This is a genomic window from Streptomyces sp. NBC_00513, assembly GCF_041431415.1.
Taxonomy (GTDB): Bacteria; Actinomycetota; Actinomycetes; order Streptomycetales; family Streptomycetaceae; genus Streptomyces.
On the sequence record NZ_CP107845.1, the window covers coordinates 8,294,628 to 8,318,248 of the forward strand.

Sequence of the window (23,621 nt, forward strand, 5' to 3'; positions counted from 1 at the left end):
CCTCGAGGTCGCTCATGAGGACCGTGTCCCCGGCTCGGTGACGATGCCACCGTTGAGGTTCCCCCGCTGTGCGGGAGGTGCTGACTAGCTGGTCAGGGCGGGGTGACGTGGTTTCAGGTTCGCTTGATCGGTCGCTGCCTGGTTGGCGTAGTGCTTCTCCTCGAACTCGATCGGGCTGAGGTAGCCGAGCCGCTTCTGGATGCGGCGGGGGTTGTAGAAGCCGTCGATGTAGTTGAAGAGCGCGAGGTTCGCCTCGGCGCGTGTGGCGAAGACGCGGCCGCGGACGCACTCGGTCTTGACCAACATCCACAGATTCTCCGCCAAGGCGTTGTCGAACGAGTCGCCGACGGATCCCATCGACGCTTGGATACCGGCTCTGAGCAGGCGTGTTGTGAGTTTCACGGACGTGTATTGGCAGCCGTGGTCCGCGTGGTGAATGAGCTCGCCGGCGATGGGATCACGGGAGGCGAGGGCGTACTCGAGGGTGGTCAGGACCAGGTCGGCGTCGGCGCGGGCGGAGGTTTCCCAGGCCACGACCCGGCGCGAGAACGCGTCGCGGATCGCGGACAGCCACAACGGGCCCTCGCCGGTCGGGATCATGGTCAGGTCGGTGACCCACAGCCGGTTCGGCCCGGGTGCGGTGAAGTCGCGCTCGACCAGGTCAGGGGCCAGTTCCGCGTTCGGGTCGCGGCGGGTGAATCCCTTGCCCCGGCGCGGGCTGATTCCCGCGAGGCCGGCCTGGCGCATGAGCCGTTCGACGCGTTTGCGGCCGACGCGGGTGCCCTCGCGCTTGAGGATGGCGTGCACGCGCGGTGAGCCGTGGATCCCGTCGGACTCGTCGTGGACCTCCCGGATCCGGTCTGTCAGCTCGACGTCGCGGCGGCGCCGCTCGCACGGTTCCTTCTCGGCCTGGCGCCACCGGTAGTAGGTGGTGGAGGGGATGTTCAGTTCCCGCAGGACGGGCTCGACCCCCAGGTGCGGGTGCTCGTCGAGGAGCGCGGTCACCTGGGCCGGGTCGGGTCGAGCTGGGCCGCGAAAAAAGCCGAGGCCGTCCGCAGGACCTCGTTCGCCCGCTTGAGCTGGACATTCTCTTTCCGCAGGGCGGTCAGTTCCTCGCGCTCGGCGGTGGTGAGGTGGTCGCCTCGTTCGCCGGCGTCGGCCTCGGCCTCGGCCTGACGGATCCAGTTGCGCAGTGCCTCGTGGTGCACGCCGAGTTCCTCGGCCATACGGCGGATCACTGGCTTCGGCTCGGTGGTCCGGTACATCCGCACCGCACGCTCACGCAACTCCAGCGGGTACTTCCTCGGGGCAGACATCGTCTGGGTTCCTCTCATACGACCCATCTGACAGCCTGTCACCACTTCCCGCATCTCGGGGGAACCTCACGTCCGCGAAGGCCACGCCCGTGTCCAGGGCTCGATGTGGCCGTGGGCTGGGGCTGCTACCGCGCCCAGCTCACACCCAGCTCGGCGAGCTGGGCGAGCTGGGCCGGGGTGAGGCGGCCGCGACGTTATTTCTGGTTGGCGATCCACACCCCGGTCACGGTGCTCACCGTCGTCCGGGAGCAATTCGACGTGGCCGCGCAAATTGCAGGCTGGTGGCATCCGATTCGCCAGCACTCAGTCGATCCCCGACAGCCGGCTGGTCACCCCTGACAGCAGCCACCCGGGCCGAGCCCGGCGTATCGCTGAGACTTTGGGGATGACCACGCAGCGGCTGCCGTTCCCGATCCCAGACGAACGCGCCCACTACTTCGTCGGCCAGTACGCCGACATGCACGACCTGGTTGAGGACCTGGTCGTGCCCGACGGCGTGCCCGAGGCCGCAGCGACCGTCCTGCGCACGGCCCGGGAGCTGCTGCGCCAGTCGTACTACTGCTACGAGGTCTCCACCGTGGCGGTCATGCACTCCTTGATCGCGGTGGAGATCGTGCTGCGCGACCGCATCCCGGGCGCGGGCAAGAAGGCGCTGCACCAGCTCATCAAGCAGGGCGCGGAGACCTGTGTCCTGACCGCTCGACAGGCGGAGTACCTCGACGACGGCCGAAAGATCCGCAACGGCATGGCGCACGGCGAGACCACGCACATAGCGATGCCGCCGGCCATGGCGGTGCCGATGGTGACGACCTCGTTCACGATCGTCTCCGAGCTCTGCGCCAAGCCTGCCAAATGATCACGGCTCGATAACGGGCGTCACACCGTCGACTCCCAGGCTTCGGGGCCGCCTCCGGTCCGGTGGTGCGTGACCGCCCGTGCGTCGGGTCGTGAAGTTGGCGGGACGCACCGGGATCGTCGACGTGTGGGTCCACACCCCTACGGGTGGAGCCCCACCACCCCGGCCGCCCGCTACGCCTACGGGCCGCCGACCGTCACCTCGATCAGCCCTGCCACCGGGCCCGCCGGAGGCGGGAACAAGGTCACGCTGACCGGAACCAATTTGGCCGACACCACCGCGGTCACCTTCGGACCGGGCGGTAACGCCACCGCCCGGCGTGCACCGCGACCTCCTGCACTGTCACCGCTGCGGCAGGCACCGGCTCTTCCAAGGTTCCCGTGCAGGCAGTCAACGCCGCCGGCACCAGCCCGACCAACGGCAGTACCTTCTACACCTACGGCCGCTGACCCCAGGCCCGTCGAAGGCAGGCAGCGGCGGTTCTCTCTCTTGCAGGGGGAAAAAGAACCGCCGCTGCCGCGTGTGGCACACCCCGTTTTGAGCTCCGCAATTAACTTGGCATGCCGCCGGGGTACATGCCGCTGGGAGACGCTCCCCCGGGGTTCTGCGAGTTCGGCTGCCCGGAGGTCGTGGGGTTCATCCCGCCGGGGTACATCGGGTTCGACGTCTGGGGCGGTGCGGGGTCCGCGGCGTGGGCCGTGCCGGACACGGTGAGTGCTGCCCCCGCGAGGGCAATTGCGGTGAGCGTGCGCCGAGCGGTGTTGTTCATACCCCGCTAACGATCTTCATCCCGTCGGGGTCACGCGCGGGGGTTGGGACACGGGCGGGAACGTGTGACCGCTCTGCCGTCCGTGTCGCAAGCTCAAGACGCGCGAGACATCGCCGAGCTGCTGCGTCCTCGCCCCCTCATTGGTCGATGTCGTCGAACAGGCTGCGTCGGTTCTGGGCGTGCTCACGTGCTTGTGCCAGCCGTTCGCGCCAGCTCGATCTGTTGGGAGTCCAGTCTCTGTCGTCTGTGTTGTCTGACACCTCACGAAGTTGCTGGTAGCTGTCACGCGCATGTTCGAACTCTGCAGCCGTGTCGAAGTCCTGTCGCTCCTGGAACGCCTCCCCGTACTTCCACAGGGCGTTCTCGACCGGATCGTCGTCCTCGTTACCGCTGAACTCTTCCGCCCAGCCGGCAGCTCTGTCTTCCAGGTAGGGGACGAGTGCGTGGCGCACGTGCTCGAACATGGCCTCGCGCTCCTGAGAGGTGAGAAGGACATCCCACGGCCAGGTACCGTCTCCCTCTTCAGTCCAATCAGCATCAGGTTGTGTGACAGCCAGCTCGGACATGCGCGCGATGGCCTGCTGTCGAACATCTTCGGGCAGGAGGCCAGCTTGGAAGAGGCGTGCCAACACACGCGGACGACTGTCGTACCCAGTCGGGGCGTCAAATTGCACGAGCCCCGCGCAGATGTCGGGATCCATAGACAGGTAGACGCGCAGGAAGCCGTCGCTGCTGGCACGCCCCAGGTAGACGAGAATTGCCTTGTGCCGGTCGTGGTACCGCAGCCAGTCCTCCTGATGCTCGCGGGGCTGCTGGCGTAGGGCGGCCACGCGACGGGCCACCTCCGGGTAGAGCGAGGGCGGGATACGCAGGAGCGTTCCCTGGCGCTGCTCGCTGTCGGGGGCGAGGCAGTCTGTACGGGTGAGCAGCGCATCGTCGGTCATGCCCACGAGGACCATGGGCATGAGATGCGGTTGAGTTGCCAGCCAGGTGGCGAAGCCCTCCCGGAGAGTGGGGTGGTGGAACGTCCAGTACCTCTGCCCGTCGGAAGAGGTGTTGAGGCTGAGGAAAGAGCCGGTTAGCGCATCTAGTACTGCAATCACAGTTAAGGGGTATGTCCGCGTTGTTTGTAGTGGCTGTCGCGGGCGCGTGTCTGACTGAGTCTTCGCCAGTGTGACCAGTGCAGATGGTGGTGGACGGTGAGGTGGTGGGGATGGAGGAGGTGGCCGATGAGGCGGCGTATCTCCGCTACGGACAGCGGTATCAGGCCACCGCTGTTTCCCCGGTCCGAGAGATCTCCCGCCCGTCCTCGGTCAGCGGCCTGACCGCGGTCTGCGCGAACATCGCCTGACCGGCACCCCTTGGCGACGCTCCTCGGCGGGGCCCCTACCGGTCCGCGGCCGAGGAGCGCCGCCGCGCCTGCCCCGCCTGGTCCCCGCCCCCGAGCCCGTCCTGGCGCGCGTCTACCGGGGGCCGGATTACCTGCTGGCACGCCGAGGTTCCGGTGAGGGAGGCTGGGGGCCGTTCGGCAGCGACAAGGGAATCGCCGGAACGATGCGGGAGTGCCGTCTGGTGGGAGAGTCGCTTTCCTGCCGGCAAGAGGGGCTTCTCCGACGTGCGAGGTGGGGGACATGCGTGCCGGCCGCTGCCGTCGGCGTGCTGCCGGTAACCGTTCGCCCGCGGGGCCGTTGATCGGGTGATACCCGTGCTGCCCTCGGTGTTGCGGGACCTCGCAAAGGCGTGTGCCGCGTACGCGACAGCGCGGTCGGCGCCCGTTCCAACTACTTCAGCGCGTGCCCGTCCTGGCCGTGAAGCCGGGGCGGGCGCCGCGATGTTCACGAGCTGTGGTGCTCGCCATCTCATTCGTCCTGTCTGGAGATTCGTGTTCCCTCCTGCTGATACCGCCACGTTCCAACCGGCCCCACCGCGCCGCTGGCACCCGGCGCTGGCGGTTCCCGCCGTTGTCCTCGCCACGCTCGTGGTTCCGCCACTCGGTGCCGCACTCGCGTTCATGGCCCGCTGGGACAAGGCCGGCCGGGCGGTAACCGTGGTCCTGGCCTCGATCTGGTTCGGTGTACTGCTTGCCACCGCCTCCGGCCCGAAGCCTGTGCGCGACGATGCGAAACCCGGTTCCCAGCCGGTGGTCACCGTCACCGTCACCGCGTCGGCCCCCACCTTGGCCGCCCCCTCTTCCACGCCTTCGCCGACACCCGTTTCGGCATCACCCACACCTGTCTCGCCGTCTGTCTCCGCACCGGCGTCGGTCCCGCCCGTTGCCGCCCCGGCCCAGCCGCAGGATCCCCAGGCTCCGCCGAGCCGGCCACACGCCCCGGCCCCGGCGCGGGCTGACGACGGGAAGGCGGGGACCTCGGATGACGCTCCGGCGGCCGTGGGGGCTTCGTCAGGCGGGAGTTCGACCAGCGGGGGAGGAGGCAGGGCGTACTACCGCAACTGCACGGCGGTCAGGGATGCGGGGGCAGCTCCGATCCGCCGCGGGGACCCCGGTTTCGACAGCCACCTCGATCGCGATGGCGACGGCATCGCCTGCGAGTGACCATGCCACCCTCGCGCGCGGGCATCGCCGGCGAAGCGGAGGCGACCTGAGATCGGATGACTCGCGTGGTGTCCGTTCCGACCCCGGGCACCACACCAAGGGGGTGCCCCCGCGTATCGGCGCGTACCCCGGGCTGACGGAGCGGCGCACCATGGTTGGGCCCGCCGCTTCGGCAGTCACCCCGAGCCGGGCAAGCCGGAATCAGGTGGTGCGGGGCGGGCGGGCTGCAGGTTCGCCTTCGCGCCGGTTGGGGCAGGCCCTCTCGTGCACGATGACTCCGCCTTCGGGGCCACCTATCGCAAGGGCCCGGGCTCCGCACCGTCTGCAGGCGGGTGGCCGATCGTCCTTTTCACCGGTGGGTCGCGCGGCGCGCGCGTTCATGAGGCGGGCCTTGTCCTGGGGCAGGCCCACACCTCGATGTCGGTGTTGTGGACGCCTTGCCGGCTGGAGATCTTTCCGCGGGAGACCGCACCGGCGGTGAGTTTCCTGCCGCAGGCAACGCAGGCCCGCCCCACACCGACCGCCCAGGGCAGGCCCTGGGCCGGGGGCAGGGGAGCGTCCGCGCATTGCAGCGTCGTCGTGGTCACGCGGCCACCCTCCCACGGGCGTCGGGGCTGTGGCGCGCGGCGGTCCGCCTCAGAGGTCGCGGGGGCGGGCTGAGTTGGGCATGCCCCGACCGGCGAGGAGTTCGGATACGCCGGCCCCTCGTGCCGCCGGCAACACCCGCCCTCGGGCAGCCCCTGTCCCTCGGTGGCCTGGGGTCCTTCGGATGTCGGCTTCACCGCGGAATCGTTCCCGCTTGTTCGCGAGATGACGCGCATGCCCGGCGCGGTTGTTCCGGCGGCCGCTCGTTGGCGCCTTCCTGACTCCGCGCTGACCTCAACCGCCGCGCCATGCTGCCCACCCGGCAGGTGATCCGAACGGACGACTGCCTGTTCGTCGGTGCTCTTGACACGGCTTGTGAAGGGCACGAGTCCGCGACGCACCAGGAACGGGCCGGCTACTGACCTTGAAGTCGTCTTGTCGTAGGGGCTGACGGTTGGTGATCGTCGCGGTATGCCGGGTGTATGAGGTATCCGCAGGGTGGGGGTCTGACCGCGGAGAGGCAAGCTTTCCGTGAGCGGGTCCGGATGGAAGCGGTCGCGATGTTCGCCGAGGGGCGGGGCAGCACGGAGATCGCGAAGGAGTTACGGGTCAGTGTCAGGTCCGTCCAGAGGTGGCGGCGGGCCTGGCGGGAGAACGGCCATGACGCGGTTCGTTCCCGTGGCCCGGCGTCGCGTCCGAAGCTGAGCGATGGGCTGTTCGCCGTGCTCGAGGAGGAGTTGGCCAAAGGCCCGATCGCGCACGGCTGGCCGGATCAGCGGTGGACGCTGGCCAGGATCAAGACGCTGATCGGCCGACGGTTCCACAAGAGCATGACGTTGTCGGGGATCTCGCAGATGCTCCGGCGTCGTGGCTGGAGCCATCAGGTTCCGGCCCGTCGGGCGGTCGAGCGTGACGAGGCGGCGGTGGCCAGCTGGGTGAAGGAGGTGTGGCCGCACCTGGAACCACCGCGGCGGCGCTCGGGGCCTGGCTCGTCTTCGAGGACGAGGCAGGATTCTCGATGACGCCGCCGACCTCCCGCACGTGGGGCAGGCGGGGTTCCACTCCGGTCATCCGGGTGAGAGGCCGTTCTCAGCGCCGTTTCTCCATCGCGGCCCTGTGCTGCTACAAACCCGGCGAACGGTCCCGCCTGATCTACCGGCCCAAACGGCATACCGATCACAAGAGCGGCGGCCGTAAGAGCTTCGCCTGGACCGAGTACCGCGACCTCCTCATCGCCGCCCACCAGCAGCTGGACGGGCCGATCGTCCTTATCTGGGACAACTTGAACGTCCACAAAGACCGCCGCATGCGGGCCTTCATCGATGCACACGACTGGATCAACGCCTACCACCTGCCGCCCTACGCACCCGACTTCAACCCGGTGGAAAGCATCTGGTCGATCCTCCGCCGGACCAGCCAGGCCAACACCGCCTTCACCGATCCCGAGCACCTCATCCGCCGGCTGCGACACGGGCTCCGCCGGATCCAGTACCGCAGCGACATCATCGACGGATGCCTCACCGGTACCGGACTCACGCTGCCGACACCACGCCTGCAAGCTCAGTAACCGCCGAGTCGGCGAGGTGGTCACCCAGGATGGGCGGACGAATTCGTTCTGATCTCCGATTTCCGCCTGCGCGTGCGAAGAATCGTGCAGGACGACCGTTACGGAATTGGCTGCTCCGGTTGAGTGACGGGTGGACGAGTGCGCCCGGAGCGCACTACCGGGCGCGGTGATCGATTCTGCCGTGCGCGGGCTGGGTGGGTGTAGCGGTCAGTGAATGTCAGGGCCACGCTCATGCGGACTGCGTGTAGGTTGCAGGTGTGTGTGACGGGAATGTCCGGGGTCGGTAACCGGCCTCGTCGGGGGCTGTGGTCGGCCCCGTGTCGGGTCGAGAGTTTGGGTCCTCGGCCCACCAACGGGCCGGGCACCCGCACCACTACGAGATTCGTATCGGCGGGTGCAGCACTGTTCTTGAGGGGTCACCGTATGTCTGCTTCGTCGACCGCCCGCCGTGTCGCCGCGACCGTACTCGCCGCCGGCGCCATCGTCTCCGCCGCCGCACTCCCCGCCACCGCGGCGGACCGGGGTCATGACCGGCACCCGCGGGTGGAGATCTCCCGGGTCCAGGCCGACGCTCCCGGGCGTGACGACCGCTCCAATCGTTCCCTGAACGGCGAGTGGGTCGAGATCCGCAACACCACCCGCCAGCCGGTCAACCTGCGCGGCTGGACGCTGCGGGACTCCGACGGCAACCGGTACCGCTTCAACGACACCCGCATCGGCGGCCGCGCCACCATCCGGATCCACACCGGATCCGGCCGCGACACCCGCACCGACCTGTTCCAGGGCAAGCGCGACCACGTCTGGGACAACCGCGCCGACACCGCCACCCTGCGCGACGACCGTAACCGCACCGTCGACACCGAGTCCTGGGGCCGCCGCCGCTAACCGCGACTACGGCCGGCCGCCCGTGAACGGTCGGCAGTCGAAACCGCAGTGAGCGTGTGCCGGGCAGCCCGACAGCCGCCCGGCACACACCCATGTCCCGGGTCGGTCGCCAAGAGCGGCAGGTCGTTCCACGCTCCCGGTGCGGCCGATGCCGAGGGCCCGGTTGCGTGGCACGCCGGGCGACACGTCCCTGGACGTCACCGCTGATCGGCCGCCGGCCCGGTGCAGAGCCGGCGGCGGCGGTGTACCGCTCCGCTTCTCGCCGGGGCGTCATCGTGGTCCGGAGTGAACTCGCCGATTCCGGTCCCGGGTGCACCCTCGGATGCGAGATTGTCGTCCCGGGGTCGCGGAACCGCAGCCCTGAACGGTGTTGGAGGTGTCTGTGGAGACGGACGAGACGTGGACGTCGGATGAGTACGGCCGGTCGCACGAGGGTCGGGTGGGTGTGCTCCTGGATGACGGGTCGGTCCCGAAGCCGGTCTACTTTGATTCGGCGTCGGGCAGCTCGGGCTGGGAGGTGCGTCACTGGAGCGTCTACGACGGCGCCGGCACCTACCTTCCGCGCCCGAAGGCACACCTGCTGCGGGCGGAGTGTTCCTGCGGCTGGACCGGAACCCGGCACACTGTCGACTGGACGACAGTGGGCGACCTCCCGTTCCACGAGAGCGGACTGCGCACCGCGGAGCGGTGCGAGGAGGACTGGGACGCCCACATCCGCGCCGTCGCGGGCACCACGATTCCCCTCCCCGCCGAGTTGGAAGCCCTCTTCCAGACCGTGACCGCCGAGATCGAGAAACTCGCCCAGGACTCACCGACCGCCGCCCTCAAAGCCGCCCGCACCCTGGAACTCATCGCACAGCGCACCGCGCACTGGCCGGCCCACGACGCCCGCGACCAGGACCCGCAGACGGTGGCCGCTGATCTCGGCCTGTCGATGGACGCCACCCGCGGCCTGCTGGCCCGCTTCGGAGGCTGGCACGCCCACGGCTGACCGGCAGGGCAGATCACTTCGTGCGTACCCGGCGGGCCGGGTCCGGTTCCCCGCGGCAGTACCTCGTGCGCCGGATCCCGTGCACGGGCAGACGACGCAGGGCCGCCGCCCGTGCGGGGCGACGGCCCTCAACCCTGCCGGTCTGCTCACGGGGCGGGGGTGACCTCCACCTCGGTGCCGCCGCATCCGGCCGCGATGTCGAGCAGCCGGTCGCGCTCCAGTTCGTCGACGGCCAGGCCCCAGCGGAGCTTGGTCGCGGTCCACTCCGCGCCGTAGCGGCACAGCGCGTCCGCGGACGGCGGCAGCCACTCCGCCGGATCCTGGTCGGACTTCTGACGGTTCGAACGGGCCGTCACCGCCACCAGCGACGTCTCCTGACCGAGGTCGTTCGCATACGCCTCCCGGCGCGCCGCCGTCCACGCGGAGGCTCCGCTGTCCCAGGCCTCGGCCAACGGGACCATGTGGTCGATGTCCAGCGCCCCGGCCGGGGTCACGGGCCGTTCGTCGTAGTACGACCACCACACCCCACCCGTCAGCGTGCAACCGGGGCCGATCTCGGGGGCCTCGACTGCCTCCGCGATTAGCACCTCCAACCTGGTGTTGCAGCCGTCCGACGGGTTCGCGCCCGCGTTCCAGTGCTTGAAGGAGGTGCGCTGGTATCCGGTCCGATCCTCGATTGCGAGCTGGAGCGCGGACACCGCGACGCCGATCGGCACGATCTGCGGAGCGGCGGTCGGCCGCTGTTCGGCGGCGTGGGCGGTGGTGGCGGGGAGGGACAGGGCGAGCGCCGCGGCGGCTGCGGTCGCGGCCCACTTCATGATCATCATGAGGCTGGTTGTACCGGCCGAGGCGGCATCAGGAACACCCCCGGGAGCCCGGTTCACCCGGCCGAGGCGACAGGTTCACCGACGAAACGACACTGCACCTCGCCGGATCCAGACACAGAGAGGCGTGAACGCGCGCGCCCCCGACTCCCGCCCACGGTCGCTCGTGCCCCTGCGAGCGGTTGTCGGCTTTGATCGCCCCGTACGCCAAAGGTTTGTGTGATGCCGGTCGAGCGGCTGCATGGGTGTGGCGGCTGGGCTCCGGAGTGTGGCAGGCCGGGGCCCAGCCGATGTGGTGGGGTTCTGGCAGCGGCTGGGCGGCCAGGGTTGGCAGTCTCGGGGTGGTTAGGGGTTCATCGGCCAGATCTTGATGCCGGTTGTGAAGAGGCCGGTGCCGTCGCCCTTGTAGAAGCGGAGTTCGGTGGTCCAGTGGCTGAGGAGGTCGACCTTCTTGTCGCCGTCGTAGTCACCGGCGAAGATTTTGGCGTTGTTGACGGCCCAGCTGTTGTTGGGCCAGATGTTGACACCGCTGTTGAGGCCGCCTTGGGCGTTTTGGTCGTAGCGCATGAGGGAGCCGCCGGGGGTGACGGCGACGATGTCGTCGCGGGTGTCGGTGTTGAGGTCGCCCGTGGTCAGGAGCTTCATGGTCTTCCATGACTTGTCGGGCCACATCTGGCGCTTCTGCTCGTTGAGGAGGCCGTTCGTGCCGGTGTTGTAGGCGTACATTTCGCCGGTGTTCCAGATGGCCAGGAGTCCGTCGCGGCCGGAGTTGTCGACCTTGAAGCGGGCCAGCTGGAGCATGTCCTGCCAGTTGGTGTTGCCAGGCCACATCTTCTTGTCGGCGGCCAGGGTGCCGTCGGTCTTGCCCACGTAGAGTTGAAGGGTGCCCGTACCCCAAACGGCCGCGATGTCCATGTTGCCGTCGCCGTTGAAATCGCCACCGATGATCTCGGCCACGGACTTCCAGCTGCCGTCGAGATTCCACAGGGGTCGGCCGTAGGCGAACGTGCCGTCGGGGAGGCCGTAGGCGGCGTGGAGGTTCCCGTTTCCGGTGACCGCGACGATGTCGGAGCGGCCGTCCTTGTTGAGGTCGGCGGTGGTCATCACCTGCGTCACGTCGGGAAGGATGGTGGCCAGGCGGATCTGTTGGATCCATCCGGCGACATCGTCGGTTCGCGCGGTGATGGCGTTGGTGCGGGTCTCACTCTCGCCGATGCAGCCTCCTTGCCAGGAGCGGCTGGCGACGGCGACGACGTCGCCGGCGGCGTTGAGGATCGGGGCTCCGGTGTCGCCCTTGCAGATGGCGTCGTTCGCGCTCTTGCCGACGATGTCCACGGTCGCGGTGTTGACCGCGGTCACTTTGAAGGCGGCCTTGTTGGGCTTGTTGACGCCCAGTCCCCACAGGGTCTGGGTGTATCCGTAGCCGGCGGAGGAGACCTCGCTGTCCGCGGTGGGGGCGGTGGTGGCGAGGTTGGCCGGGGTGATGGCCGTGATGGGTTTGTCCAGTCGGCCCAGGACCAGGTCGCGGCCGGCGCGCGGTTTGAGGTCGGTGATCGTCGCCACCTGACCGCTGTTGAAGGTGACGGTGGCGCTCTGTTGGGGCTTGCCCGCGGGAACGGTGTCGCCGGGTGTGGCGGCGAAGCAGCTGGCGGCGGTGACGACCCAGCTCTGATCGATCAGGGTGGCCGTGCAGGATCTTGCGGTGTCCTCGGGGCCGATGGTGAGCCGCGCGGTGTAGGAGTGCTCGCCGGCGGCGACAGACCCTCCGACGAGCGCGGCTGCGGTGCCGGCCAGGAGGAGGGAGGCGGAGACTCCGGCGACGGCGAGAGCGGCAAACCGCGTCGGGCGCGAGCGGGTATGGGACATGGTTCCTCTTCGAAAGCGGAGCCCTGCGGGTGCGGTGGGCTCCGGAGTGCTGGGGCTGCGGCGTGCAGAAGTGTCAGTGGCAGGTGATTTGCCGGGCTGCCGGCCGTGGGTCTCGGAAGCAATGCCCTCGACGCCGGAGGCGGAGCGGCGGTGACGACCGCGATGCGCGGCAGGAATGGCGGTCTCGACGGCGGGAGCGCGGCCCTTGAAGGAAGTGCCGGTTCCATCCTGGGCTTCCGGCGACGCCGGCGCGAGCGATGCGGTGCGGTGCGGTGCGGTGCGCCGGGAGTTTCTGGAGGCGGAAGGGTTAGTTGACGCGGAGTTCGATGAGAGTGGAGACGGCTCCGCCCGCACTGCCGGCCTCGCCGTAACCCGTGAAGCGGTTGGCGGGTGCGTCGAGAAGGCTGGTCTTGTCGTCGGCCTTAATGGTGACCTTGACCGGGTCGGTCTTGGTCCAGATGCCGTAGGCGGAGGGCAGCTCCAACTGAACGAAGGCCGGCTTGGCCTTGACGTCGAAGCAGTAGAACATCTGCCCCTCGGTGCTTTCGATCTTCAGGTCCTCCGAGCCCGTGCAGGCCGTGTAGACGAGCCGGCCATTGCCTCGCTTGAGGACGAGGTGAGTCGTCTCTGCCTTGATCTTCGCCGCGTTCGGGTAGGCGAAGTTGTCGATGGCGTACGGCATCTCGCCAGGAGTCGCCGCACTGACCGCAGGCGCCGGGGCGGCCGAGACGGTCGGAGCCGTGCCGAGGGTTCCGGCACAGGCTGCCGCCAGGCCGAACATGAAGAACTTGCGGGTACGAGCTGTCGGCATAAGAGGCCCTTCGAAATGGGAATGGAACATAGGGGTGCCCCAGTGGATTGAAGCAAATTCAACCACACCTGTGATCTTCGATTCGCCGGCGCGTCTGTGATTCGGATCTCAAGGCTCGATCTGATTATTCAAGTCGGAGATCCGGGCCGCCGCAACCGCGGGCCATCGTTACGCGAGGAATGGCTTCGGGTTACCGCGTGTATCTACGGGCCGAACTGACCCAAACGGCACCTGAAGTGCACAAACGAGCACACGGGTATGGGTGCAAAGCGGCAGTTCGAGGCCTGTACGATCATCACTTCCGTCCTGGGATGAGACCGCTAATCCGCCTGCAACCTGACCTGTTGCGGGCAGGGGTTCCTTCCGCATGTGAATCGACCGCCGCGCGGTTCAGACCTGCCCAGGGCTGTCTTCCTATTCAACGATGAGGGGGGTGCGCCATCAATCGGAATTCGCTCTTCCGGAAATCTGTACCGGATGCGTTGAGAACATTCACGGCCCGTCGCCGCACACTGCGCGTAATACTTTCGGCCGGCCTGCTGACGGGGCTGCTCGGCACGACGCCTGCGGCTGTCGCCGCCGAGGAGCCGGGGCTGACGCCTCAACAGGCACGGCCATACGTGGTCGGCTACTGGCAGACCGGCGGCCGCGGCCTCAAGGAAGCCGCCGAGCAGGCGCTGCTCGGCGGCGACGATGCGGTCCGCAAGTTCCTCGACGAGGCCGAGGGGATCGAGCACGCCGACAACCGTGTGGAGACCGCACGGCTGGCGATGACCGGTGGGCCGCGCGTGCGCGAGGCGGCGGTGGCGGCGTTGCATAAGACGCCTGCCGAGTTGCGGGACTTCCTCCTGAAGGGTCTCGAGCAGCCGCAGGATGCCGACCGCAGGGTCGACATCGCCCGCCTGGTGCAAATCGGCGGACCTCGCGTGCGTCAGGCTGGCGAGGCCGCTCTCAAGGGCAGCTACGCCGACCGCGAGACGTTCCTGCAACAGGACCAGTACACCGCCCAGGAGACGGACAACCGGGTCGAAGTGGCCCGTATGACCAGCACCGGCGGCCCGAACGTCCAGGCCGCGGCACGGGCGGCGTTGCAGGGCACGCCCGAGGACATCGTCGAGTTCCTGGAGGTCGGTCAGTTCACCGCCCGCAACCGCGACCAGGAGCACGCGACCATCGCGGAGCTGACCGCGCAGGCACAAGCGGCCGGCAAGCAGGCCGAGGACGCCACGAAACAGGCTGAGGAAGCGTCCAACAAGGCCGTACAGGCATCGAACCTGGCCAAGGAAGCGGCCACGAAGGCCGCCGCGGAGACGCAAGCGGCGAAGAACGACGCCAAGCGGGCCGCGGTCAAGGCGGCCCAGGCAGCCGAAGCCGCCCGCGCCGCCGCCCAGGCGGCCCAGGAAGCCATCGGCTCCGCCAACGCCGCCAACCGCGCCGCCCGCAGAGCCGCGCTCGCCGCCGCCCAGACCGCCTCCGCCGCGGCCGCGGCAGCCGACGCCGCGAACACGGCCCACAACGCGGCCGTGGCCGCGGCCGGCGACGCCTCCAAGGCGGACGCCGCAAGGACGGCCGCCGCCGGCGCCCGCGCAGCAGCCCAGTTCGCCACCCAGTCCGCCGTGGCGGCCCAGAACGCCGGTCGCGCCTCCGCCGCGGCCGCCCTGGCCTCCGACGCGGCCAAGGGAGCCTCAGCCAACGCTCTGGCCGCCGCCGCAGCCGCCGAACAAGCCAACGACTACGCCGACGCGGCGGGCGCCCACTCTACGGAAGCGCGCCAGGCAGCCATCGAAGCCCGCCGCCACGCCAACGCGGCCAACGCCGCCGCCAACCGCTCCGCCGGCTTCGCCCGCCGCGCCGCCGACGCCGCATACGGCGCACGCGACGCCGCGAACTCCGCCGCCGCCCACGCCAACAAGGCAGCCGACTACGCCGACGACGCCGCTGAACACGCCGGCGTAGCCGCGACCTACAGCGCCCAGGCACAGAAGAACGCGGAAGCCGCCAAGAACGCCGCCGACACCGCGGCCGCAGCCGTGACCAAGGCCAAGGAAGTCGCGAGCCTGGCCAGAGAAATCGAAGCCGGCGCCCTGGAGACCCGCACTCAGGCGGCGATCGAACGCGCCATGAGCCTGAAAGCGGAAAGCGAAGCCCAGGTCTCCGCATCCGCCTCCCTCCAGGTCCAGGCCCTGTCCCTCAACGACACCGCGACCTCCCTGGCCACAGAAGCCGCGCGACCCGACGTCGACGTCAAGGCGACGGCCACCAAGGGCCGCCAGCTCGCCATGCAGGCGATGAAGCTCCTCGGGCCCTGGCACCAGGACGCCGCCGCACGCGCCCTGTCCGGAACCGACCAAGACGTCCTGGACTACCTGCGCACCCGCTGGAAGGAAGCCAACCACAGCGACGCCCGTCAGCGCGTCGCCAACCTCAGCACACAAAGCCCCCACCCCTCCGTCCGCACCGCCGCCACAGAGGCACTGAAGGGCACCCCCGAACAAGTCGAAGCGTTCCTGAACGAAGGCCGCTTCACCGCCGGGTACACCGAGATGCGGGTGGAGGTGGCCCGCTACACCAACACCGGCGGAACACACGTCAAGGAAGCCGCCCAAAAAGCCCTCACCAACGGCAGCGGAAAGGCCCTCGCCGTCTTCCTCCAGGCGGGCCAGTACGCGGCCCGTATGGCGGACGAGCGGGTCGCCGCGGCCCAGCTGACCAACATCGGCGGCGAGGAAGCAAAAGCCGCCGCCAAAATCGCCCTCGCGGGATCGCCCGCGAGCCTCCACGACTTCATCGCCACCGGCCAGCACACAGCCCACCTCAAGGACGACCTGGCCACCCACCACGTCGACCAGATCAACCGGCTTCTGAACGAAGGCGACGTCATCGTCGCCAAAGCCCAGAAGAACCGCTGGCTCGCAGCCGAAGCCGCCGCCAAGGCCGTCCAGGCAACAGCCGACGCCCAAAAGGCCGCCGGGCAGGCCGCAGAGTCAGCACGCCAGGCACAGACCGCAGCCAACGACGCCACAGCCTCCGCGAACAAGGCCGCCAACAGCGCCGCCGCCGCCCACAACTCGGCAGCCACAGCCCGCAACGCCGCCGACCGAGCCAACCAAGACGCATCCGACGCCGAGAACTCCGCCGCCCAAGCCGATGACTCAGCCTCCTACGCCCGGCAATCGGCCAAGCAGGCCAACGACTCCGCCGAGCAGGCACACAAGTCCGCCCTCGCCGCCGGCAAAAGCCGCGACGAAGCCGAGACCATGGCCAAGGACGCCTGGACGGCTGTCCGCGACCTCGTCGAGAAGGAGATGGCCGAGGCGCTCCGCCAGGCAGAGGCGGAACGCAAGCAGCAGCAGCAGCAGAAGGCAAAGCCCAAACGGATCTGCCGGCCGTTCGCCAGCCGCGAATCCATGATTCCATTGATCCCCTGCCTCCAGGATTTTGAGAACTCCGAGATCTCGGTTGGGGAAGTCGCACCCGTCCTGCGGAACATCATCTGGGAAGTCACCGGCCTCAACGACATCAAGGCCTGCATCAAGGAACCCACCCTCTTCGGATGCACCGTCGCCGCCGCGGGAGTCACGCCCTGGGGCAAAATCAAACTCGTCGGCAAACTCGCCGGCAAACTCGATGACGCCGTCGAAGCCCTGAAGAACATGCGTGTCACCAGGCGCGCGGTCCAATGCCTCACCTCGAACGCAGCACACAGCTTCCCCGCCGGCACGCGGGTCCTCACGGCCGCGGGCACATCCGTGCCCATCGAGGAGATCCGAGTCGGTGACCGGATCACTGCCACCGACCCCACTACCGGGGAAACCGGGCCCCGTGCGGTCACTCGCACCATCCGCACTCCCGACGACCGCAACTTCACCGACGTCACCCTCACCGACGGCTCCTCCATAACCTCTACGGCGGGCCACCCTTACTGGGTCGAGAACCGAAAGCGCTGGATCGACGCACGCGACCTGCGCGCCGGTGACGCCCTGCGCACGCCGGTCGGTACCACCGTCGAGGTCAACGACACTCATCGCTGGACCGGCCTACAGCCCGCCTACGACCTGACCGTCGATGACCTCCACAGTTACTACGTCAACACCGGCTCCGTCGATGTCCTCGTCCATAACACCGACGGTGTGTGTCCCGCCTGGGTCCTCAAAGCGCTGGATGAACTCGGGCCTTCGCCGCGTGGGCACGCCACCTCCGGCTTTGCGTTCCGCGATGGAGAGCGTGTCTGGCAGCGCCCCATCGTGAGTGGACTATCGCCCAACTCCCAGAAGATCAGCGACTTCTTGGAAGCCTCGGACGACTTCCCCGAATTCTTGGAGTACGTCGGTACGGCTCATCATGCCGAGGTCAAGCTGGCGTGGGAGATGGCGGAGAACGGGCCCAAGGGCGAGAAGCTTGATTTTGTCATCAATAAGAATTACGTTTGCCCGAAGCCTCCCGAGGTGCCGCAGCCGAAATTGACTCCAATGGGCTGCCTTCAGGCTGTCCCTGCGATCCTGTATGAAGACCAGGAGATGTGTGTCTACTTTTCCGGGAGTAATGACTACTGTGAGCCGTTGAAGGGAAAGCGGAAGCGGAAGAAGTAGCCATGGTGTGCTGGGGAGGTTGATTGTGTAGGAATCCTCCCCAGCACATTCTGATTCGATCAACGCGATGAAAGTCGACCCGTGAAATGAGCGGTGCCCCCTGTTTTGGATATTTGGGGTGCGAGATCAGTTCGCAGGTGGGAGACGCTGGCTTCGCGTGGTGTCGGCTGGAGCGCCGGAACCTCGGTCCGATAGCCTGCGCTCATGGCGATGAACTCAGGATCTGTGGTGGATTGCCTCTGCCTTGGAAAGTCCAGACGAGGTTTTGCGGCGTACTGGCTGGGTCGAATGAGGAACGTATGTAGCTGCAGGGTATGATTTGCTTCCAGGAATTCCTAACTTTTTCCAAGGTCTTCTGCGTGCCGAATGTGCGGCCAAGCGAATTGTCATGCGTCTCGTCAGGATCGTTCGGCGGCTGCCAGACGCCGTAGAAGGCGCGCCGTCCCGACCCCCGTCGTTGGAGTCGGCAAATGCCTGCGTCGGCTGTCCCCACACCCCGCGCAGCACGGTTACGCACAAGTCCTGAAAGCTCGCCATCCCAGAGCGTGGAGAGCGAACCGGGGCGAGCCGACGGCTACCACCTCCCCTTCACCGCTCACGTTCTTCACCCCCATGAGTATCTCTCCCTCCCGTATCGCAGGTTGCGTCGACATTCCGATTCTGCTGCTTCGCGAGCAGCGAGGCAGTGGACTTGGGAGAAGGCCAGTTGAATGGGCTGGCACGGGCCCGGAGCGTCGCTTTTGTGGAGCGGCTTGGCCAGCGATGCTGGGGCCGACGGCGCTCTGAGGGGGCGGGCATGGGGGCGGTCGGAATCCTGGCGGCGTTGTCAGTGCTACTTCGTACAATCCAACCCATGTCCTACGCCTCGGCTCGCGATCTCCCCTCGTTCCTGGAATCGGAACGACAGCTGAAGGCCCTGCGCCTGTTCGCGTGGCCCATGAGGGCGCGGATCAAGTCGATCGAACGGGACATGCACGAGCTTGCCGGGACCGTCGACGCCTTCTACGAACTGCTCAGCGACAAGCACTGGATCTTCCACGACCACTTGTCACTGACGGCGGTGCGCGCCCTCCTCGCCGAAGCGCCCGAGGATCCGGACCAGGCCGAGAAGATGCTCATCGACCACTACAACGACCGCGAACACCTCCGCCTCATGCTCGGACCGCTGCGAGACCTGTCCGCGATGCGCCGCCGCCTGCCCCTGGTGGAGAAGGCCCAGGAGGACTACTTCGCCGGCCGCTTCTACTCCTGCGTTCAGGTCCTGCTGAGTGTCATGGACGGGTTCGTCAACGAGTTCGAGACCGTACGCCGCGGCCTGCATGCCCGAACCCCGGAGGAACTACACGCCTGGGACAGCGTCGTGGGCCACCACCGCGGCCTCCAGCATGCCCACCGCACCTTCACCAAAGGCCGCACAAATACGAAGGAAGAACCGGTCTACGAGCTGTACCGCAACGGCATCGTGCACGGCAGCATCCTCAACTACGACAACATCATCGTTGCCACCAAGGCATGGAACCGGCTGTTCGCCGTCGCCGACTGGGCACGCGCCACACAGAAGGAACAGCAGGAAGTTGCCGAGCCCCCTACTTGGTCCGAGCTGGGAAAGCAGCTCAAGGACACCTTCGGGCAGCTCATCGACCAGGCGCAGATCAACCGCCTCAACGAACAGTGGTCACCACAGGAGCTTCTTTCCGACAGCGAGGCGTTTACCGCTCACCCCGCCTACGACCTCTCCGAGCGTTTGTTGACGTACTGGGTCCGCAGCAACTACGGATCCCTGAGCGACCTCATCAGCCGTGACCTGCACACCAAGCACGGCAAGGCGGCACGCAGCGAAGTACGCCGCGTCTACCAGGACCTTCCCCTCGCATCATTTGAGATCGTCGCTGTCGGGCACGACATGCCCGCAGCGTGCACGGTGACCGTCCGTCTAACCCACCCCGACGGCCGAACAAGCACAGCCGGACTGAGATGGATCAGGGAAGACGACCGCGCCCTCCCGCGCCCCGATCCATGGCCCGGGCAATGGCGACTGTCCAACTGGGAGCCTTGGCATCTGATAGCCCGCGGAGAGGGCTGACGACCAAAGACCTCAACCAAGTGGCGGGCAGGTACCTCCGCGTCCATGCGCCACGAACGCCTCAACCCCAAGCTGCAGCACTCATGTCTCATGCCCACACAATGCCGAGTTCTCGTAGTGCGTTGAGTTGCTCGGCGGTGAGTTTTCCGCGCCGCTGCTTGGTGTTGGTGATCCATACGCCGAGTTTCACGACCACGGGCTCCGCCTCACCCTCGACCGCGATCTCCTCGCCGTGCGCGCGTGGCACTGGTCGGTCTGTGCCTTCCCGCTCGACCCACTGCGCGAGCGCTGTCAGCCCTCGCTGGAATGCCTGCTGCGCCTTGCTCGGACCCTTCGTGGTACGCGCTGCCGCAGGCGCGGGAGACGGGGCCTCAGGGGCCTGGATGCCCAGTGCGGTCAGCCGTTCCTGCTGCTCGGTCGACAGCTGCGCCCAGGTGCCCGGTTCTTGCTGCCGCCACCGCCATTTGCCGATGTCGTCGCCGTCGAAGGTGACGCCGGGTGCGATGTAGGGCAGTATGCCGTCGGCGTCGACCAGGTCGGCGAGGACGCGGTGGTGGCGTTGCCAGTCCAGTGGCCACGGGCAGTCCCAGTCCTCGTCGATCGCGGTGAGCTGCGCCGCCCGGGTCGTCGCGGTGTCCTCGTTTTTTCCGAGGCCGTTCTTTGCGCCCTTGCGTCGGAGGTTGGCCATGTGTTGCCCGATGGGCACCATCGCCTCGCCTTCGCCCCACATCGCGTCCTGTCGGGGTGCGAGGTGTCCGGTGGCCCGCCGGTACGACCGCAGGGCGGCGAGCTTGGCCTCCCACGCTTCCTCGCCGGGCTCCCACACCATGCCAGCCTCCGGGGCGTCGAGCAGGGTCTTGCGCCGTTCCTCGAGTTCGCCGGCGCGCAGGGCCTTGCGCTGTTGGTGGACCCATCGGCCGAGGGGGAAGTCCTTGGTGACCCCCAATTCGACCTCGGTGTCGTAGGGGACGGCGTGGATGCCGGTGATCTTGTTCTCCTTCCGCCAGCGGATGAGGGCTTGGTAGCCCTCCAGCCACACCAGCGACTCGGGCCGGTAGACGCGGGTGCGCAGGAACGCGGCGATGGTGGCGGCGTCGCGCGGGCTGGAGAAGTGGAGCAGGGCCGACTCAGCAGCGGCGTCGACTCCGTCCTCCTGGTCCTCGCCGTCGCTCTCACCGCCGGCCCCGGTGATCCGCCCGTCTTCGTCACGCTGGACGTGGACTTTGCGCTTGCCGCTGGTGAGGGCGCGGGAGGCGAGCTGTTCGACGAGTCGTTCGTCATGGCTGCGGAGGCCTTGGAGGACCGCTACGAGGGGTCGGTAGCTGGCGCTGGCGACCATGTCGGTGGGGTCCTCGTTCGGGGCCAGGAACACCGGCACGATGATGCGGGCGACCTTCGTGCTGCCGTCGCGGTTGAGCCGCAGGGCGCGGCCGATGTTCTGGACGATCTCGACCTGCGAGCCGCGGGTATCGGCGAAGCAGACGGCTTCCACGCCCCGCTCGCCGGTGATGTCGACGCCCTCCCCAAGTACGCGAACGGACGCGAGGAAAGCGCGGTGGACCCGGCGCCCGGCCGCGTCGATGCCGTTGGCGAACTGGCGCAGGACCTCGCGCCGCTCGGACACGAGGTGGTCGCCGCACAGCCACGCCGACCACACGCGGTCCGGCGGTACGTGGCGGCCGGCCTCGAGTTCGTAGAACTCCGCGTCGATCGACGACTTCGGCAGCCTGTTGGCTGCGGCCAGGTCGGCGTCGGACGCGTCGTTCATGTACAGCGCGGCGGCGGTCTCGGGCAGCTTCTCCGCGAACGCGGCGGCCTCCTCCACCTTCTGGTGGAACGTCATGACCGTACGCAAGTTGTACGTCGCCGCGTGCTCCAAAAGTGCGGTCTGCAGGAGCGCCAGGCGCCGGCCCCGCCGCGCCTCTTCCGACTCCCCGAGGATGGGGGAGGGGTCGCGGATCTCCAGGACGTCGATCTCGAAGCCCGCAAGGATCTCGCGCTCGATTGCCTCCGAGAGCCCGAGCTCTGCGAGCCACGCGCCGTAGGTGCCGTCCGGGTCGTCGGCCATGGACGCGATCTCCGCCTCCTGGCCGTCCGCGCCCTTCTGGGGGCGGGCTGCTGCGAGGATGCGCGGGGTGGCGGTGAGGTAGAGCCGGAAGTCGGCCGGGATCCGCTGGTTGTCGTGGATCGCCGCCCACGGCCGCCCGAGATCGCCGGCGGTTCCATGGGCCTCGTCCACGATCGCGAGGTCGAACGGGGCCATCTGCTGCCCGTACAGCCGTTCCCCGCCCGCCAGGGCGGCCTCCAGCGGCCCGCGCATCTTCCGCTGGCCCTCGGCTGCGTCGATGTCCTCACGGTCCACGAGGGAGGCGTACGTGGCGAGCACGACGACCGGGCCGGTCGCGGCCCACAGGGCGAGCTGGATCGGGTTGGTGGTGGTGCGCACCCCCAGCGAGTTGAGCACCGCGTCGTTCTCCAGCGAGCACACCGCGACCATCGGCGCGGTGTGGCCCACCAGGCGCCACGCTTGGGCGGTCTGCGCGAGCAGGTCCAGGGTCGGCACGGTCACGAGGATCCGGCCGCCCGGGAAGCACTCCAGCGCGCACGCGGCGGCTGTGATCGTCTTGCCCGACCCGGTAGCGGAGACGATCGTGCCCCGAGCCCCCTGAGAGGGTACAGATGACCTTGCAGGAAATCCCACCCACTTTCGGAACGCCGACTTCTGGTCGACTTGGTGTTCCCTGAGCTGAACACCGTACATACCAGGCCATCCCTTCCAGGATTTTTGTGCGAGGCTATAGACTTTTCCGGCGAGCCGACGCGTGGTCTCTCGGGTGGTTGATCGTGAGGCTGGCCCCGACAGGGTGGGCCAGGCGAGGGCCCGTATGCTCGTGCCCATGATCAGCCCTGTCTCCGGTCCTCCCACGTGGAAGCACCTGCTGGCCTCCCTGGCTCTCGGAGTGGTCATTTTGGGCTGCTGGTACGGGGCGCAGCCGGTTTACCCGGACTGCGTGTACTTCGGCGACTATTCAATCGAAGATGCTGTTGAATCTGGACAGTGCGATCCACCTCGAATGAATTGGAGTACTTGGATTGAATAGTGGAAACGATGCAGCATGTCGCCTTCTTCTGCCAATGGTACATGCTGAATCAATTTTGATGCAGTGACTCTCGGGAACCGACATAAACAAGCGAGGAGTCTGTTGTGGTGAAGTCGGACATGGATCGTGACCACTGGTCCTGGACCCCGCTCGTGGCGGTGGGGATGCTGGAGTTCGGGATGCGCCGAAGTGAGGTCGCGGCCGCGCTGGGCCGGTCGACTGCGGACGACGATGACCGTCTTGGTGCAGTCGGGCATGAGCACTTTCCCCGCCAAGGTGTCAGCGCGTACTACACGACCGCGGGTCACCTCGCGGCGGTGGCCTTGTCGGCACTGACAGGCCCGCAGGTCACCCTCGGCGGAATTTCACTGGTGGGACAGTCGATCGGAGAGCCGGCGGGAGGGCTGTGGTCACCCACACTGGAACGCTTCCACGACTACGCGAAACAGCACGGCATGAAGGCGTCATGGCTTCCCTCGGGAGACCCGGCACTGCAGCAGTATGGTCTCGTTCTGCGCAGGGTCAGGGTCGGAGACGTTGTTTTGAGTCGCCCCTTGCTGATGTACAGCGGATGGACCTGGGGCGCGTGGGAGGAGTTCATCCCGGACGAGGAGTGGACCGCAGGCCCCTGACAGGCCCCGAAGCCCGGACCAGCGATCGAAAGACCGCCCCGCCCTCCTTGGCTGGCGGAGCCCACGCAGTGGGCTTCAACGGTCCTGGAGGCGCAGCCGGAAGGACTATCTGGCGGGAGAGCGCAGCGGACCCCAACTCCCCCACTAAAGCTCCCACTAGCCCGCACCACCCGACCCCATCGCCACGGCCAC

At 67.9% G+C, this 23,621-nt stretch carries 19 protein-coding genes; 11 read left to right on the forward strand and 8 right to left on the reverse strand.

Translation table 11 applies throughout. The features are described from left to right. Positions 1-84: 84 nt before the first annotated feature. Together OHA84_RS37225 and OHA84_RS37230 are read right to left on the reverse strand one after the other, a co-directional pair. Positions 85-1,005 (reverse strand): IS3 family transposase, encoded by a 921-nt coding sequence (locus OHA84_RS37225; protein WP_266975817.1) that lies wholly within the window; start codon positions 1,003-1,005, stop codon positions 85-87. Further along, entirely contained in the window at positions 1,002-1,316 is a 315-nt protein-coding gene (locus OHA84_RS37230; protein WP_266975815.1) for a transposase, read from the reverse strand. Before OHA84_RS37230 ends, OHA84_RS37225 begins: the two co-directional genes overlap by 4 nt. Positions 1,317-1,701: 385 nt before the next feature. On the opposite strand from OHA84_RS37230, the gene OHA84_RS37235 reads away from it, so the two are divergent. Both OHA84_RS37235 and OHA84_RS37240 read left to right on the forward strand, forming a co-directional pair. After that, entirely contained in the window at positions 1,702-2,172 is a 471-nt protein-coding gene (locus OHA84_RS37235; RefSeq protein WP_266975813.1) for a hypothetical protein, read from the forward strand. 126 nt (positions 2,173-2,298) lie between these two features. Next, entirely contained in the window at positions 2,299-2,886 is a 588-nt protein-coding gene (locus OHA84_RS37240; protein ID WP_266975811.1) for an IPT/TIG domain-containing protein, read from the forward strand. A gap of 192 nt (positions 2,887-3,078) precedes the next feature. On the opposite strand, the gene OHA84_RS37245 is transcribed toward OHA84_RS37240, so the two are convergent. Next, the gene (locus OHA84_RS37245) at positions 3,079-4,044 is read right to left on the reverse strand and encodes a hypothetical protein (RefSeq protein ID WP_266975809.1); all 966 of its coding nucleotides are present in this window, start codon (positions 4,042-4,044) and stop codon (positions 3,079-3,081) included. A gap of 77 nt (positions 4,045-4,121) precedes the next feature. Here OHA84_RS37245 and OHA84_RS37250 point away from each other — a divergent pair, with 77 nt between their 5' ends. Beyond that, entirely contained in the window at positions 4,122-4,292 is a 171-nt protein-coding gene (locus OHA84_RS37250) for a hypothetical protein (RefSeq protein WP_266975807.1), read from the forward strand. Between the two features lie 660 nt (positions 4,293-4,952). Continuing rightward, positions 4,953-5,495 (forward strand): excalibur calcium-binding domain-containing protein, encoded by a 543-nt coding sequence (locus OHA84_RS37255; RefSeq protein ID WP_078998823.1) that lies wholly within the window; start codon positions 4,953-4,955, stop codon positions 5,493-5,495. A gap of 377 nt (positions 5,496-5,872) precedes the next feature. On the opposite strand, the gene OHA84_RS37260 is transcribed toward OHA84_RS37255, so the two are convergent. Next, positions 5,873-6,082, reverse strand: a complete 210-nt coding sequence (locus OHA84_RS37260) for a hypothetical protein (RefSeq protein ID WP_159041360.1) — start codon at positions 6,080-6,082, stop codon at positions 5,873-5,875. A 480-nt stretch (positions 6,083-6,562) separates the two neighbouring features. Here OHA84_RS37260 and OHA84_RS37265 point away from each other — a divergent pair, with 480 nt between their 5' ends. The 4 genes from OHA84_RS37265 to OHA84_RS37280 all read left to right on the forward strand — a co-directional run bounded on the left by OHA84_RS37265 (position 6,563) and on the right by OHA84_RS37280 (position 9,523). Further along, positions 6,563-7,102: a winged helix-turn-helix domain-containing protein gene (locus OHA84_RS37265; RefSeq protein ID WP_266975805.1), complete on the forward strand. Its 540-nt coding sequence runs from the start codon at positions 6,563-6,565 to the stop codon at positions 7,100-7,102. After that, positions 7,099-7,647, forward strand: coding sequence for a transposase (locus tag OHA84_RS37270; RefSeq protein ID WP_266976089.1), 549 nt, complete (start codon positions 7,099-7,101; stop codon positions 7,645-7,647). Before OHA84_RS37265 ends, OHA84_RS37270 begins: the two co-directional genes overlap by 4 nt. A gap of 423 nt (positions 7,648-8,070) precedes the next feature. Then, positions 8,071-8,532 (forward strand): lamin tail domain-containing protein, encoded by a 462-nt coding sequence (locus OHA84_RS37275; protein ID WP_266976879.1) that lies wholly within the window; start codon positions 8,071-8,073, stop codon positions 8,530-8,532. A 376-nt stretch (positions 8,533-8,908) separates the two neighbouring features. Then, positions 8,909-9,523 (forward strand): hypothetical protein, encoded by a 615-nt coding sequence (locus OHA84_RS37280; protein ID WP_266976877.1) that lies wholly within the window; start codon positions 8,909-8,911, stop codon positions 9,521-9,523. A 146-nt stretch (positions 9,524-9,669) separates the two neighbouring features. Here the strand turns inward: OHA84_RS37280 and OHA84_RS37285 are convergent, their stop codons facing one another. The 3 genes from OHA84_RS37285 to OHA84_RS37295 all read right to left on the reverse strand — a co-directional run bounded on the left by OHA84_RS37285 (position 9,670) and on the right by OHA84_RS37295 (position 13,024). After that, on the reverse strand, positions 9,670-10,347 hold the full coding sequence (locus OHA84_RS37285; protein ID WP_371591568.1) for an HNH endonuclease family protein: 678 nt from the start codon (positions 10,345-10,347) through the stop codon (positions 9,670-9,672). A 345-nt stretch (positions 10,348-10,692) separates the two neighbouring features. Next, the gene (locus OHA84_RS37290) at positions 10,693-12,213 is read right to left on the reverse strand and encodes a trypsin-like serine protease (RefSeq protein ID WP_266976873.1); all 1,521 of its coding nucleotides are present in this window, start codon (positions 12,211-12,213) and stop codon (positions 10,693-10,695) included. A 307-nt stretch (positions 12,214-12,520) separates the two neighbouring features. After that, positions 12,521-13,024: a hypothetical protein gene (locus tag OHA84_RS37295; protein WP_266976871.1), complete on the reverse strand. Its 504-nt coding sequence runs from the start codon at positions 13,022-13,024 to the stop codon at positions 12,521-12,523. A 482-nt stretch (positions 13,025-13,506) separates the two neighbouring features. On the opposite strand from OHA84_RS37295, the gene OHA84_RS37300 reads away from it, so the two are divergent. Together OHA84_RS37300 and OHA84_RS37305 are read left to right on the forward strand one after the other, a co-directional pair. After that, a complete protein-coding gene (locus OHA84_RS37300; RefSeq protein ID WP_266976869.1) occupies positions 13,507-17,613 on the forward strand; it encodes a polymorphic toxin-type HINT domain-containing protein in 4,107 nt (1,368 codons plus the stop codon). Between the two features lie 853 nt (positions 17,614-18,466). Then, positions 18,467-19,696: a hypothetical protein gene (locus OHA84_RS37305; protein ID WP_266976867.1), complete on the forward strand. Its 1,230-nt coding sequence runs from the start codon at positions 18,467-18,469 to the stop codon at positions 19,694-19,696. A gap of 88 nt (positions 19,697-19,784) precedes the next feature. On the opposite strand, the gene OHA84_RS37310 is transcribed toward OHA84_RS37305, so the two are convergent. Next, positions 19,785-22,457 carry a Helicase associated domain protein gene (locus tag OHA84_RS37310; protein WP_332881075.1) on the reverse strand — a complete coding sequence of 891 codons (2,673 nt, stop codon included), beginning with the start codon at positions 22,455-22,457 and terminating at the stop codon, positions 19,785-19,787. A 444-nt stretch (positions 22,458-22,901) separates the two neighbouring features. Between OHA84_RS37310 and OHA84_RS37315 the strand changes: the two genes are divergently transcribed. After that, positions 22,902-23,429 (forward strand): hypothetical protein, encoded by a 528-nt coding sequence (locus OHA84_RS37315; protein WP_371591277.1) that lies wholly within the window; start codon positions 22,902-22,904, stop codon positions 23,427-23,429. The last annotated feature ends 192 nt before the right edge of the window (positions 23,430-23,621 follow it).